We start from the raw sequence: 13,465 nt of genomic DNA, 5'->3' as shown, positions 1-13,465 counted from the left end.
CATTAATAATCTCCTTTTTTCTTAAACCGGGGATCGTGTTCAGAGATGAATTCTGTCCTTCTTTTTGGAGCTTCTACTTTTGGCAAACTTGCTTCTTCAGTTTTGCTTGAAGGCTCAATTAATTCATTTAATTCCTTAATTTCAGCATCAGTCAAATCGCGATAACGTCCCACAGGAATATCCAAAGAAATATTGATAATTCGGATACGTTTCAACGCCGTTACATCATACCCCAAATATTCACACATTCTGCGAATTTGACGATTTAAGCCTTGTGTCAGAATAATTTTGAAATTATATTTACTGATCTGTTCTACCTTGCATTTTCGGGTTACTGTATCTAAAATCGGAACACCATTACCCATTCTTTCTATAAAACGGTCTGTAATTGGCCGGTTTACCGTTACTGTATATTCTTTTTCGTGGTTGTTTCTGGCCCGTAAAATCTTGTTTACGATGTCACCATCATTGGTCATAAAAATTAATCCTTCACTTGCTTTATCGAGTCTTCCAATAGGGAAAATGCGTTTAGGGTAATTAATATAATCTACAATATTGTTTCGAACTTCTAAGTTGGTCGTACATTCAATACCAACCGGTTTGTTGAAAGCCAGATAAACCATTTTTTCGTGTTTCTCCACAATCAATTTTCCGTCTATACGTATTTCATCATCCGGAGAAACTTTGGTCCCCATTTCCGGCACGACTCCATTTATTGTTACACGTCCTTCTTCAATCAATTTATCGGCTTCACGGCGTGAACAATAGCCGGTTTCCCCAATAAATTTATTCAGGCGTTTTAAATTCTCTTCCATATTGCAAAAGTAGTCAAAATTTAGACTTCTTAGATTATCAGACTTTGGTTAAAATCCAAATAAATTTTAATTCCTGCAATTTTAAACCTTTCTAATCATGAAAATTAGAACTATCTTTTGGTGTTTCCTTTCTTTCGAACATTCCATAATCCCGAACAACATGGGCAATTCTTAAATGATAATCTTTAAAAATTTCATTTCTTCCTTTGGATTGGGCGTGTCGATGCATTTCCAGATTTCTCCATTGCTGAATACTTTCCTCATCTTTCCAGAAAGACAATGATAAAACCTTTTCAGGATTACTAAAACTTTGAAAACGTTCTATCGAAATAAATCCTTCAATGTTATCTAGTTCTGGCCTCAGATTCGCAGCAATATTGAGATATTCTGCTTTTTTTCCTTCGTTAGGAATGACTTCAAAAATTACTGCTATCATAGTTTTTTATTTTTGTAATGAAATCCAGATATTTTTCGGTAATCTGGCATTTATAAGTGGTTCGTACTGAATTTGATTTTCTAACAATGAAACAGATTTGTAATTCTGAAACAAATGCGAAAGTGCTTCTGTTGCCAAATGAATAGAAAAATATTTAGCCAGACACATATGACCACCTGTTCCGAAAGTTAGGTTTTCATTATTGTTTATTCTTTCAATATCGAAATCCATGGCATTTTCAAACTTTTTGAAATCACGATTTGCCGAAGCCAGGACAATTAATATCGAATCTCCTTTTTTAATTTGGCTTTCGCCGATGTAAAAATTTTCAATGGCAATTCGTCTAGTATTATGAATCGGCGGATCAAAACGCAACATTTCAATAACCGTTTTTTCAACTTCAATTCTGTTTGAAAAAGTTGTATGTTGCATAATTTGCAATAAGGAATTGCTTAGAATTCCACGACCGGCGTCAAAACCCTGAATACACAAACCAATAAAATTACTAACAGCAATCGAAGTGGTTTCTTCTGTCGAAATATGATATTGATTCGAAATTTTGATTAATAACGAATCGTATAATGATAGTGAAGAAAGATGTTTTTCAACAATCAAATAAAGTTTTTCTGAATTCTCATTAATCGCTTTTACTTGTTCTTCCTTTTTCTGTGAAAGCATAATTTTGGCATAAGATTCTATTTTATCTGAAATAAATTGACAGTCATTTTCTTCAAAACCAAAACTTTTTAAAAGAACAAGAACCGGCAATCTTTTACAAACTGAATCAACCCAATCTATTTTATGATCAACTAAATCACTTTCGATCAATGATGAAACAATTTTGCTGATGTTAATTGATTTTATATTTGAAATTAATAACATCGCAATTTCTTTTGATATTTCATGCTGTATTCCATTCGATAATCGGGTTAGATTATTCAGAATTTTTAAAGCATATTCGTTCAGCTTTTGTTCATTATCTGGATTTACAGCAGGAATCCATGCATTGGTATTGTTGAGAATTTCAACGCAATATTCATACGAATAAATTGCCCATATTTTATTGCTTTCATCCCAGTATACCGGATGTTTTTCTAACATTGATTTATATATTGAATAGGGATCCTGAATATCAGATTGCAGAAATAAAGTAGTACACATATTAAATTGTTTCTGTCAAAGTTATTTAACTTTACAAAGTAATAGTTCAGTCTGTATTTAACTATGAAATAAAATGGAAGATCAATTTATAAAAACAGCAACCTTAATTGGTGACGCAACACGCGCCTCAATTTTATGGAATTTATTAGACGGAAGAGCATTCACCGCAACCGAATTAGCTATTGCAGTTGATACATCAGCGCAAAATATCAGTATGCATTTGGGCAAGTTGCTGGATGCCAATTTAATTTGTGTTGAAAAACAAGGGCGGCACAAATATTACAGATTTTATAATAAAGAAGTTGCCTATGCTGTAGAAGCAATGGCGAATCTTATTCCAAAACATGAAGTTTCTGTTAAAAACAAATCAGAAAAATATCCTCCCGTAAAATATTGCCGGACTTGTTACGATCATTTAGCGGGAAAAATTGGTGTTGCCTTAGCCGATAGTTTATTGGAACAAAAGATAATTATCGAAAAAAAGGGTGTTTTTAAGATTTCGAACGAAGGAGATAAATGGTTTTCAGATTTTGGAATTAATATAGAAGATGCTCAAAAACAAAAAAGAATCTTCATAAAACCATGCCTGGATTGGAGCGAAAGACGTAATCATATCGCAGGTTCAATAGGAGCATTACTATTAAATAAAATGATAACCGAGGATTGGCTCAGAAGAAATAAAAATTCAAGAGCCGTAACTATTACAGCAAAAGGAGAGAAGGAGTTTTTGAGGTATTTTAAAATAATTGTTTCTTAGAATTTTAGGCTCTAAACTCATATTTGATTAAAATTATTTAGATTCTTAATGTGTCTTAGTACTTATAATCTCAGAACCCTCAGAAAATAGAAAATCAAGTACTTTCTGATACAATTCATCATCGTGCATTCCGTGACCTAAACCTTTAGTCTCAATAAACCGACTGTTTTTCCAGTTGCTCGCAATTTTTTTTCCTTCTTCAAAAGAAACTATATTATCAGAAGCATCATGTACAATCAATCCGGAAACATTGAATTCGGAAGCGAATTTTTGGCCTGAGAAATCTTCGAGTTTGAAATTAAAATGGGTCAAAAAACGATTTTCCAAAAGTGAAAACATTTTGGTATTCAGACTCAACATAGAAACATAATTATCGATCAGTGTTTTTAAATCGGATGGTGCTCCCAAAATTACCATTTTATTGATACTTGTATTTGGAAATAAATATTGATGATATACGCAGGCTGCTCCACCAATTGAGTGACCAATGATAATATTGGGCTGGTATTTTTCTACTGCCTTATTAATGAACTGGGCATAAAGCGGAACATTAAATTCTTTACCACTGCTTTGCCCATGTGCCGGTGCATCAATAGCGATTATGGTACTGCCTGATTTTTGGAGATGAGGTAATGTTTTTTCCCATCTTGAAGAATTGCTTTCCCAACCATGAACCAGAAGAATTTTGTTGTCGTTCCCTTTCCATACATACGTTTGAAAATGATGGTCGTTATGATGAAACGTTTCGGTTTCTGTATTTTTAAGAATTTCAGGCAAGCGTTCTTTTTGTAATCTTCCAATTCGGGGTTGGCTAAAAAGTGCGTATGAAAGTTCAACGGCTTTTTGTGGACGAACATAACTCAGAAAGTTGATATATTGTCCAACCGATTTTAGTGTAATAAAACGAATTCCTTTTTTAATTCCCAAAATAAATCAATTTAATGGTAAAAAAAAGTCCCGATATTATCGGGACAATGTATTTAGATATTCGAGAACAATTGTTCCATTTTTTCTTTTTCTTCATCAGCAAGTGCGCTGTCAACTAAAATTCTTCCTGAATGCTCATCCGTGATGATTTTCTTTCTGGAAGCGATTTCAACCTGAGTTTGCGGTGGAATCGTAAAGAATGATCCTGCAGAAGCACCTCTTTCAATAGAAACTACTGCTAAACCATTACGAACACTGCTTCTGATTCTGTTGTAAGCAGCTAATAATCTATCTTCGATTTGTCCTGAATACTCTGCTGATTTCTCTGTAAGGAAAATTTCTTCTTTTTGAGTTTCAGCCATGATGGCATCCAATTCAGATTTTTTATGCTTTAAATGGTTGCTTTTAGCTTCTAATTTTTCTTTTAAATTAGAAATCACCTCTTTTTTATGTTCGATAGAAGCTTTCATTTCCTTGATTTGCTTTTCAGACAGTTGAATTTCCAATTCCTGAAATTCAACCTCTTTAGTCAACGAATTAAATTCTCTGTTATTACGAACTGATTCTTGTTGTTTTGTGTATTTTTTGATAACTTCTTTGTGCTCGTCAATAGCGTTTTTCTTAGATTTAATAAGATCCTCAACTACTTCAAGTTCACTTTTTAGTTTTTCTGAACGCGTGCTTAAACCTGCAACTTCATCTTCTAAATCTTCCACTTCTAATGGAAGTTCTCCTCTTACGTTTCTGATTTCGTCAATTCTCGAGTCAATAAGCTGTAAATCGTAAATTGCTCTTAACTTGTCCTCAACACTTAATTCTTTCGTATTCGCCATATTCTATAAGTACTTAACTGGATTTGTATTTTCTTCTGATAAAATGATTGCAAAATTAAGGATTTTTTTCCTAAGATAATCAACAATATAATTTTTTGTATAGCGTTCGCTCTCAAAATGACCAATATCCGCTAAAAGTAAGTTGTTTTCGGCCTCATAAAATTGATGATACTTTAAATCGGCGGTCAAAAAAGCATCTGCTCCGGCCTGAATTGCATTTTTGATGGCAAAACTTCCTGATCCTCCCAAGACAGCAACTTTCTTTATTTTTTTTCCTGTAAAGGCTGAATGACGAATTCCATCAGCTTTCATTTTATCTTTCACGAAAGTGAGAAATTCTTTTTCCACCATTTCAGATGTAAATTCACCAATCATTCCCAAACCAATATTCTGATGAGAATTTTGAAGGTCGTAAATTTCATACGCCACTTCTTCATAAATATGATTCGCAAAAAGGGCCTTTAAAATTCTGGATTGCAAATGTTTTTCAAAAGTAACTTCAATTTTTATTTCTTGAGTTTCGGTTAATTCATGACGTTCTCCAATTACAGCATGACTTTCAGAATTGCCTTTATAAGTTCCAGTTCCGTTAGAATTAAAACTGCAATTATCATAATTTCCGATAGTTCCGGCGCCTGCATCAAATAAAGCCTGACGTACTTTTTGAGCATTTTCAGGAACAGTAAAAGTTGCTAATTTTTGAATGAAATTCTGTTTAGGAATTAAAATTTTAATGTTTGTCAAACGTAAAGCATCACAAAATATTTTATTAACACCTTGTGAATGATTGTCCAAGGCAGTGTGAACGGCATAAATGGCAATATCATTTTTAATAGCTTTTAAAATCGCACGTTCTACATAATTTTTGCCAGTTATTTTTTTAATTCCGGAGAATAATATGGGATGAAAACAAACCACCAAATTGCAGTTTTTGGTAATGGCTTCTTCAATTACAGTTTCTAAAGCATCGTGACAAACCAAAACTCCGGTACTTTCGGTTTCTGAATTTCCAACTAAAAGGCCAACATTGTCAAAGTCTTCGGCGTAAGCCAAAGGAGCCATTTCTTCAAGAACTTCTATTATATTTTTGATTTTCATTTTTTACTTTTGTTTCAGGTTTTAGGTTTTAGGTTTTCATGTCTTGTATGCTTGAAACCTGAAACAAATTAACGAAAAAAATTATACTTTCGTAAAATGAATGTACTTCGAAAAATACTGTTCCCATTTGCCATTTTATACGGATGCATAACTACAATTCGGAATTTTCTGTTTGATAAAGGAATCCTGAAATCTTATTCATTTGATATTCCTGTTATTGCTGTTGGAAATCTTAGTGTTGGCGGAACAGGCAAAACACCTCAAATTGAATATCTGATTCGTTTATTGTCTGATAAGTATAAAGTTGCAACATTAAGTCGGGGTTATAAGCGTAAATCAGAAGGTTTTATTTTGGCTGATTCGACTTCAAATGCAGAAATTATAGGCGATGAGCCTTTTCAGTTTTATCGAAAATTTCCAAATATTCAGGTATCTGTTGATGCAAATAGAACTAACGGAATTACAACATTGCTTTCTCAAAATGAAAAACCTCAAATAATTTTACTTGATGACGCCTACCAGCACCGGAAAGTCAAAGCAGGTTTTTATATTTTATTGACTTCTTATGGAGATTTATATGCGGATGATTTTATACTGCCAACCGGAAATTTAAGGGAGAGCAGGAGTGGAGCTGATCGTGCCAATGTTGTTATTGTGACGAAATGTCCTAATAATCTGTCCAATGAAGATCAGAATAGAATTGAACGAAAGTTAAAATTAAATACTAATCAGCAATTATATTTCACTTTTATAGATTACGACGATGATGTTTATGGAAAAAATGAAAAAATTGGTGTTTCTGAAATTAAGTCAGAGTCAAAATTACTTTTAGCCGGAATTGCAAAACCAGTTTCGTTTTTCGATTATCTGAAAAATGAAAATGATGAATGTTTGACCTTTGCGGATCACTATCATTTTTCTGAGGAAGATTTAGAATCGATTCAGAATAAATCCCTGGGAAGAAAAATCATTACGACCGAAAAGGATTATGTTCGTTTAAAAGATTCTAAATTAATATCTCAGCTGTATTATCTTCCTATAAAAAGCAACTTTATCAATCAGGGACAAAATTTTGATTCCACAATTTTACAATATGTAAATAAGGATTTGATGATTTAAAAAACCTTCTCGTAATGGGTATGTTTTAAATCTTTAGTCATCTTTACCGAAAGCAAAATCAAATCAATAAGTCGGGATGAATAACCAATTTCATTATCATACCAGCCTACAACTTTAACCATTTTATCAATCACGGAGGTAAGTTGAGAATCGAAAAGGCACGAATGTCTATTGCCAATAATATCCACAGAAACAATCGGATCTTCGGTGTAATCTAAAATTCCTTTAAGATTAGTTTTAGAGGCGTTTTCAAATGCTTTGTTGATTTCTTCAATAGATACGGCACGTTTTACATTAAAGGTAATATCAGTTAATGAACCATCCGGAACTGGGACACGAATACCACAACCTCCAATTTTGTCAACCAATTTAGGAAAAATCTTGGTCAGGGCTTTAGCAGCTCCGGTTGTTGTTGGAACAATAGATTGACTGGCGCCTCTTGCTCTTCGTAAATCCTTATGTGGCTGATCGTGTAAACTTTGATCGGTAGTATAAGAGTGAATAGTTGTGATGTAAGCTTGCTCAATACCGCACAATTCATCAATTATCTTGATCATTGGGGCCGCATTATTAGTCGTACAGCTTGCGTTGGATATAATAGTTTCAGTACCGTCAAGAATAGATTCATTAACACCTAAAACCACTGTCTTGATGGTTTCAATTTCTGATGGAGCCGAAAGAATTACTTTTTTTGCTCCAGCCAGAATATGGGCATTTAATTCTTCGTACGTTTTATATTTCCCTGTAGATTCTACTACAAAATCGATGTTATGAATTTTCCAGTTTAAGTCTGAAATGTTTTTATCGTGAAAAAATAAAAAAAGCCTGCCATCAATAATAATTCCTTCTTCGTTATGACTCACCACGAAAGGCAACACGCCATGGATGCTGTCATATTTTATCAAATGCGCCATGGTTGTGGTATCAGCGATATCATTTATGGCAACAACTTCTATTTCGGGATGATTTAAAAGTAACCGGAATAAATTTCGGCCAATTCTTCCAAAACCATTTATGGCAATTCTTGTTTTCACTCTTATTGTTTAATTGGTGAATTGTATTTGTCTATCGATTTAACGATTGAATTTTATAAAATATGTTTTTGCGCTTTGTAAGAAGAACGAACCAATGGACCGCTTTCGACATGACGAAAACCTAACTCAAGACCAAATTTTTCATATTTGGCAAATTGGTCTGGCGTAATGAATTCTTTTACAGGTAAATGCCTTTTGCTTGGCTGAAGATATTGACCAATTGTTACCACATCAACATTGGCATTACGTAAATCTGTCATGGTTTGAAAAACTTCTTCTTCTGTTTCACCAAGACCTAACATGATTCCTGATTTGGTTCTGTTAATTCCTTTCTCTTTCAGATAACGTAAAACTTCAAGACTACGATCATATTTTGCCTGAATACGAACTTCACGCGTCAAACGGCGAACAGTTTCCATATTATGGGAAACAACTTCAGGATTTGCTTCTACAATTCGGTCCAGGTTTCTTTCGATTCCCTGGAAATCCGGTATCAAAGTTTCAAGGGTTGTGTTTGGATTCATTCTGCGGATAGCTTTTACAGTTTCAATCCAGATAATAGAACCGCCATCTTTTAAGTCATCCCTGTCAACACTCGTAACCACGGCATGTTTGATATTCATTATTTTGATAGAACGGGCAACTTTTTCAGGTTCGTCCCAATCTACAGTCTCGGGTCTTCCGGTTTTTACACCACAAAAACCACAGGAACGTGTACAGATATTTCCTAAAATCATAAACGTAGCCGTTCCTTCACCCCAGCATTCTCCCATATTTGGGCAGCTGCCGGAAGTACAAATCGTATTAAGGCTATATTTGTCAACCAAACCACGCAGCTCAGTATATTTTTGTCCAATAGGAAGTTTAACTTTTAACCATTTAGGTTTTGGAGTGGGTATATTTTCAATGACTGTTTCCATATCTCAAAATTCAAAATGCAAAGATACATAAAGTTGGTTTAAGTTAGCATTATCTGCGTTTCTTATGTTGTTTGGTTATGGATTTATTATTGATGATTTGTTAATTTCATAGCATAAATTCGGTAGTGAATTGAATAACTAAATGATGCTATAAATGTTTAACAGCTAAAACAAATAATATTAATTTCATTTATTTTTTTAGTTCTGAGTATATTTGTGTTATCAATTAAATAAGAAATATGAAAAATAAAATTATAGTTTTAGGAGCTGCATTGGCTTTTTTTATTTCATCTAAAATGAATGCCCAAATTAATTTTGGAGAAAAGGCAATAGGAGCTCTTCAGAAAGGGGTTGCAAGTTTTACTTTAAGCAATGAAGATGCGGCAGCATTGTCAAAAGCTGCTGTAGAAAAGATGGACGCTGAGCATGAAGTTGCAGGGCCAAAGGATCCTTATACGATAAGGTTAAACAGGCTTTTTGGAAAACATACCAAAGGAGAAGGTTATACGCTAAATTATAAAGTATATAAATTAAAAGAGGTGAATGCATTTGCAACTGCCGATGGAAGTGTTCGTGTCTATTCCGGATTAATGGATATTATGGATGATAACGAATTGCTTGCGGTTATTGGCCATGAAGTCGGGCACGTTGCGAATAATGACTCAAGGGATGCCATGCGTGCAGCTTACCAAAAAGAAGCCTTGATTGATGGAGTTTCTTCACAGTCAGCTACTGTAGCGTCAGTTACTGATAGCCAGTTAGGAAAAATTGGAAGCGCCTTAATTGATAGTAAGCATAGCCGTAAACAAGAAACCGAAGCAGATTTATTCTCATATGAATTTTTGAAGAAAAATGGTTATAATGTGAATGCTGCAGAATCTGCTTTCAGAATTTTGGCAAAAATGAGCGAAGGAACAGAAGCTTCATTTATTGATCAAATGATGAGTTCTCACCCTGATTCAAAGAAAAGAGCAGATGATGCTAAAAAAAGAGCTGAACAAGATGGAGTTTACAAAGCATATGTACAGCAAAAAATTGTTAATGGAGCTCCGGTTAAAAAGACGACAATTAAAAAAACAGCTGCAAAAAAGAAAAAATAATTTTATTTAATAAATCAAACCCGGCAAATTATAAGATTTGCCGGGTTTTTTATTTGAAAATTACCCTAAAACGTGATGTGCCAATACTTTTTGGACATCATATACATTTACAGATTTATTGAATTGCTTAATAATACTTGGGTTTTGTTCGCTTGAAACCCAAATTTTTAATTCGGCATCAAGTTCAAAAGTTCCTGCAGTTTCTACGCTAAATCGGGTAATGCTTTTGTATGAAATTGATTTATATTCTGTTTTGCTACCAGTAAGGCCTTGTACATCAACCAGAATTAATCTTTTATTGGTAAAAATAAAAGTGTCCCGGATTAATTTAAACCCCATTTCAATTTCTTCGTTGTCAATTAAAAGCTGTCCATATTTTTTAAGTAAGTCATCCTGGCTGACTGAGCCAGCATTACCAAGTATTGCCGAAAATATTCCCATTTTATAAGATTTTTATTTTTTTATGATATTACTAATTTAAAGGTATGTAAAAGTAACATTTTAGGAAACAATTTTTCGGTTACAAACTTAATTTTATAAAAATAGTAACATAAAAAAAGCAGAACCTAAATTCTGCTTTTGTTGTTTTATTCTGCTTCCACCTTTATGGTAATTGGAAGATTGTATGCTGTTCTTACCGGTTTAGAATTTATCATACCTGGTGTCCATTTTGTTTTTAATGATTTCAAAACTCTTATAGCTTCTTTACCCAGGCCATAACCCGGATCTTGTTTTACTATTATATCAGTCATGGAACCATCTTTTTCTATAACAAATGACACGTATACTCTCATAGTTCTGTCTGCATCTAATTCAGGTCTGTTGAAGTTATTTCCAACATAAGTATAAAACTTACTCATTCCTCCGGGAAATTCAGGCAGCTTATCTAACTCATTTATTAAAACAGGTTCATTAGTTCGTGTTGATGGTGCAACTTCTCCACCACCTCCACCAGTTGATGGTAATGCATTAACAATAGTTCGTGTTCCCTCGGAAGTATTATCTACAACAGGTCTGTTATCTGTATTAGGCGCAATTTCCTGATAAGCCTGTTCAGTAGAAACTATTGTAGGATTTACTAACTGAGAGGAGATTGGTGCAGCCACTGCAGCTTCTTGCGGTGGCGTAACAGCTTCTTCAGTTTCCGGTGGTACAATCTGATTTAAATCTACTGGCCTAATTACTTCATCGAGAACTGTTGGTATAGTTGCTATGATGACAGGATTTTGAAATTTGCTAATCAACATAAATACACTTGCCAGAGTTGCTATAAGCAATAAGGCTAAAAATAGTGCAGAAAATGAGGTTTTTGAACTTTCCTGACGTAATTGGTACGCGCCGTACTCTTTGTTTTTGTTCTCGAAAACAAGATCAGTCCACTTGGTTTCGTAAAGGCTTAATTTAGACATAGTTAATAGATTTAAAAGGTTAAGTAACATTAAATCATAAGCAACGTGGGTATTGGTTTAACTAAGAACGAAAAACAATTAAATTTCAGTATGTGAATTTGATATTTTTTTAATAAAATACATAAGAATATTTTATCTTTTGATTAAAGATAATAAATTATCTATTACGTTTGATAATTTCAGCTAATAATTTTTTAGCACGCAAAAGTTTTACTTTAACATTGCTTAAAGGTTCGTTTATTTTAGCCGAAATTTCCTGATAGGTCATTTCCTGAAAGTAGCGCAACTGAATCACTTCCTGATAATGAGGTTTTAATTCCTTTATGCATTGCAACAGGCGGGATAAATTTTGTTCCTTAATTAATGCATCTTCTGCAGATGGAGTAGTGTCTGCAATATTATAAGCCTGTTGATCTTCTGTATCTGTGATTTCAATAAAAAGAGACGTTTTCTTTTTGCGTAACAAATCAATGTAAACGTTTTTTGCAATCGCAATTAACCAGGTGTTAAACTGGAATTCTTTATTATAAGTGGCAATCTTATCAAAAGCTTTTGAGAAAGTTTCAATTGTAATATCTTCAGCAGTGGTTTCGTTTTCAGTACGTTTTAGCATAAAGCCGTACACTTCATTCCAATAATAATCTAATAAAAAAGTAAAGGCAATCTGGTCACCTTTTTTTGCTTTTTCTATTTTAGAATTTATTTCCAATGTACAGGTTTTGAAAAGAGATTAGTTATAAAGATATTGATTTGAGTGAATATAAGCACTATTTCTACAACAGGAAACCAGACTTTTATATCATTTTCTTTTAATTTTCCGGCAGAAAATCCAATTACAATCCATGCAATAGTGTAGCGGGTAGCCACTAAAGCCAACACGGCAATCCATTGAAACTGAAATGCGAGTAAAATTATAACTAATAAAAAGAAGAATAATTGTGATGTATAAAAAAGGCTTAATTGTAATTTATCAAAAAATTTATAATAATTTGCTGTAGTAACGTGTCTTCTTTTTTGGGCGAACCATTCCTTATACGATTCTTTAGGTTTAGAATACGTAAAACTTTCCGGAGTATACGCAATTGTAATATTGGTTTTATTTGCCGCCTGGTTTACAAAAAGGTCATCATCGCCAGAGCGAACCTGAATGTGATCTATGAAACCATTTACATTAAAAAACTCTTCTTTTTTATAGGCTAAGTTTCTACCAACGCCCATATATGGAAATCCTGCTTTAGCCCATGAAAAGCATTGAATAGCAGTAAGCAGGGTTTCAAAACGTATAATTTTATTAAGTAAAGAGCGTTCGATTTTTTCGTGTGCACCATATCCCAAAACAATAGTTTTGTTCAGCGTAAATTGTGAAGTCATAGCAGTAATCCATTCTTTTGAAGCTGGATAACAGTCTGCATCAGTAAATAATAAATACTCTTTCTTAGCTGATTTTATGCCTAATGTCAAAGCGTATTTTTTGTTGCCCCAAAAGGCTTCATTGTTTTTTACTTTTACTAAACGTATATTTTCATATTGCTCCTCAAATTGTTCAAAAGCTTCCAGGGTTTCATCACTTGAAGCATCATCAATTAAGACAATTTCAAAATCAGGATAATTTTGTTCTGCTAATAAAGGAATAAACTTTTTTACATTTTCTTCTTCATTTTTTGCGCAGACAATTACAGATACCGGAACTTTTTTTGGCGTAATCCCATGGGGTTTAGCAAAAGCAAACTTTCCAAAAATCCCTAAGTAGTAAAAAATTTGTATGAATACAACGGCAATAAAGAAGTAAAGTAAAAATATAAGCATATGAATTTATTGTCTTTTTAATTTCTGAATTTTGCGAGAACAAATGTAGG

15 protein-coding genes are annotated in these 13,465 nt (G+C 33.4%); 3 read left to right on the top strand and 12 right to left on the bottom strand.

Annotation, left to right across the window (positions count from 1 at the left end):
- Nucleotides 1–2: 2 nt before the first annotated feature.
- The 3 genes from rluF to ABI657_RS00925 all read right to left on the bottom strand — a co-directional run bounded on the left by rluF (nucleotide 3) and on the right by ABI657_RS00925 (nucleotide 2,412).
- Nucleotides 3–815 carry a 23S rRNA pseudouridine(2604) synthase RluF gene (rluF, locus tag ABI657_RS00935; protein WP_348095357.1) on the bottom strand — a complete coding sequence of 271 codons (813 nt, stop codon included), beginning with the start codon at nucleotides 813–815 and terminating at the stop codon, nucleotides 3–5.
- A 91-nt stretch (nucleotides 816–906) separates the two neighbouring features.
- Nucleotides 907–1,251, bottom strand: a complete 345-nt coding sequence (locus tag ABI657_RS00930) for an antibiotic biosynthesis monooxygenase (protein ID WP_348095356.1) — start codon at nucleotides 1,249–1,251, stop codon at nucleotides 907–909.
- Nucleotides 1,252–1,257: 6 nt separating this feature from the next.
- The gene (locus ABI657_RS00925) at nucleotides 1,258–2,412 is read right to left on the bottom strand and encodes a cytochrome P450 (protein ID WP_348095355.1); all 1,155 of its coding nucleotides are present in this window, start codon (nucleotides 2,410–2,412) and stop codon (nucleotides 1,258–1,260) included.
- Between the two features lie 73 nt (nucleotides 2,413–2,485).
- Here ABI657_RS00925 and ABI657_RS00920 point away from each other — a divergent pair, with 73 nt between their 5' ends.
- Complete coding sequence (locus ABI657_RS00920; protein WP_348095354.1) at nucleotides 2,486–3,169, top strand: winged helix-turn-helix domain-containing protein; 684 nt, start codon at nucleotides 2,486–2,488, stop codon at nucleotides 3,167–3,169.
- A gap of 45 nt (nucleotides 3,170–3,214) precedes the next feature.
- Here the strand turns inward: ABI657_RS00920 and ABI657_RS00915 are convergent, their stop codons facing one another.
- The 3 genes from ABI657_RS00915 to ABI657_RS00905 are packed head-to-tail and all read right to left on the bottom strand — an operon-like array spanning nucleotide 3,215 to nucleotide 6,027.
- A complete protein-coding gene (locus ABI657_RS00915) occupies nucleotides 3,215–4,096 on the bottom strand; it encodes an alpha/beta fold hydrolase (protein ID WP_348095353.1) in 882 nt (293 codons plus the stop codon).
- Nucleotides 4,097–4,149: 53 nt separating this feature from the next.
- Nucleotides 4,150–4,929, bottom strand: a complete 780-nt coding sequence (locus ABI657_RS00910) for a C4-type zinc ribbon domain-containing protein (protein ID WP_348095352.1) — start codon at nucleotides 4,927–4,929, stop codon at nucleotides 4,150–4,152.
- A 3-nt stretch (nucleotides 4,930–4,932) separates the two neighbouring features.
- Nucleotides 4,933–6,027, bottom strand: coding sequence for a Nif3-like dinuclear metal center hexameric protein (locus ABI657_RS00905; protein WP_348095351.1), 1,095 nt, complete (start codon nucleotides 6,025–6,027; stop codon nucleotides 4,933–4,935).
- A 96-nt stretch (nucleotides 6,028–6,123) separates the two neighbouring features.
- Here ABI657_RS00905 and lpxK point away from each other — a divergent pair, with 96 nt between their 5' ends.
- On the top strand, nucleotides 6,124–7,146 hold the full coding sequence (lpxK, locus tag ABI657_RS00900) for a tetraacyldisaccharide 4'-kinase (RefSeq protein ID WP_348095350.1): 1,023 nt from the start codon (nucleotides 6,124–6,126) through the stop codon (nucleotides 7,144–7,146).
- Here the strand turns inward: lpxK and gap are convergent.
- Both gap and lipA read right to left on the bottom strand, forming a co-directional pair.
- Complete coding sequence (gene gap / locus ABI657_RS00895) at nucleotides 7,143–8,180, bottom strand: type I glyceraldehyde-3-phosphate dehydrogenase (RefSeq protein ID WP_348095349.1); 1,038 nt, start codon at nucleotides 8,178–8,180, stop codon at nucleotides 7,143–7,145. The genes lpxK and gap overlap by 4 nt on opposite strands.
- A gap of 53 nt (nucleotides 8,181–8,233) precedes the next feature.
- Nucleotides 8,234–9,100 (bottom strand): lipoyl synthase, encoded by an 867-nt coding sequence (gene lipA / locus ABI657_RS00890; RefSeq protein WP_348095348.1) that lies wholly within the window; start codon nucleotides 9,098–9,100, stop codon nucleotides 8,234–8,236.
- 239 nt (nucleotides 9,101–9,339) lie between these two features.
- Between lipA and ABI657_RS00885 the strand changes: the two genes are divergently transcribed.
- On the top strand, nucleotides 9,340–10,200 hold the full coding sequence (locus ABI657_RS00885; protein WP_348095347.1) for a M48 family metalloprotease: 861 nt from the start codon (nucleotides 9,340–9,342) through the stop codon (nucleotides 10,198–10,200).
- A 60-nt stretch (nucleotides 10,201–10,260) separates the two neighbouring features.
- On the opposite strand, the gene ABI657_RS00880 is transcribed toward ABI657_RS00885, so the two are convergent.
- From ABI657_RS00880 to ABI657_RS00865, 4 genes are all read right to left on the bottom strand, one after another.
- Complete coding sequence (locus ABI657_RS00880; protein ID WP_348095346.1) at nucleotides 10,261–10,641, bottom strand: PH domain-containing protein; 381 nt, start codon at nucleotides 10,639–10,641, stop codon at nucleotides 10,261–10,263.
- Between the two features lie 146 nt (nucleotides 10,642–10,787).
- Nucleotides 10,788–11,609 (bottom strand): energy transducer TonB, encoded by an 822-nt coding sequence (locus ABI657_RS00875; protein WP_348095345.1) that lies wholly within the window; start codon nucleotides 11,607–11,609, stop codon nucleotides 10,788–10,790.
- Nucleotides 11,610–11,766: 157 nt separating this feature from the next.
- Nucleotides 11,767–12,318, bottom strand: a complete 552-nt coding sequence (locus tag ABI657_RS00870; protein WP_348095344.1) for a sigma-70 family RNA polymerase sigma factor — start codon at nucleotides 12,316–12,318, stop codon at nucleotides 11,767–11,769.
- A complete protein-coding gene (locus ABI657_RS00865; protein ID WP_348095343.1) occupies nucleotides 12,309–13,415 on the bottom strand; it encodes a glycosyltransferase in 1,107 nt (368 codons plus the stop codon). The genes ABI657_RS00870 and ABI657_RS00865 overlap by 10 nt, the downstream gene beginning before the upstream one ends.
- Nucleotides 13,416–13,465 lie beyond the last annotated feature (50 nt).

The sequence above is a fragment of the Flavobacterium sp. genome (assembly GCF_039930565.1).
GTDB lineage: Bacteria > Bacteroidota > Bacteroidia > Flavobacteriales > Flavobacteriaceae > Flavobacterium.
Note: the sequence above shows the minus strand (reverse complement) of the source record. Positions and strands in the feature narration are given on the sequence as shown.

Bases quoted from the DNA above. Each gene is read 5' to 3' on its own strand.
- ABI657_RS00865 (WP_348095343.1), bottom strand. From the start codon at position 13,415: ATGCTTATATTTTTACTTTACTTCTTTATTGCCGTTGTATTCATACAA.
- ABI657_RS00875 (WP_348095345.1), bottom strand. From the start codon at position 11,609: ATGTCTAAATTAAGCCTTTACGAAACCAAGTGGACTGATCTTGTTTTC.
- ABI657_RS00880 (WP_348095346.1), bottom strand. From the start codon at position 10,641: ATGGGAATATTTTCGGCAATACTTGGTAATGCTGGCTCAGTCAGCCAG.
- ABI657_RS00920 (WP_348095354.1), top strand. From the start codon at position 2,486: ATGGAAGATCAATTTATAAAAACAGCAACCTTAATTGGTGACGCAACA.
- rluF (WP_348095357.1), bottom strand. From the start codon at position 815: ATGGAAGAGAATTTAAAACGCCTGAATAAATTTATTGGGGAAACCGGC.
- lipA (WP_348095348.1), bottom strand. From the start codon at position 9,100: ATGGAAACAGTCATTGAAAATATACCCACTCCAAAACCTAAATGGTTA.
- ABI657_RS00905 (WP_348095351.1), bottom strand. From the start codon at position 6,027: ATGAAAATCAAAAATATAATAGAAGTTCTTGAAGAAATGGCTCCTTTG.
- ABI657_RS00885 (WP_348095347.1), top strand. From the start codon at position 9,340: ATGAAAAATAAAATTATAGTTTTAGGAGCTGCATTGGCTTTTTTTATT.
- lpxK (WP_348095350.1), top strand. From the start codon at position 6,124: ATGAATGTACTTCGAAAAATACTGTTCCCATTTGCCATTTTATACGGA.
- ABI657_RS00925 (WP_348095355.1), bottom strand. From the start codon at position 2,412: ATGTGTACTACTTTATTTCTGCAATCTGATATTCAGGATCCCTATTCA.
- ABI657_RS00930 (WP_348095356.1), bottom strand. From the start codon at position 1,251: ATGATAGCAGTAATTTTTGAAGTCATTCCTAACGAAGGAAAAAAAGCA.
- ABI657_RS00910 (WP_348095352.1), bottom strand. From the start codon at position 4,929: ATGGCGAATACGAAAGAATTAAGTGTTGAGGACAAGTTAAGAGCAATT.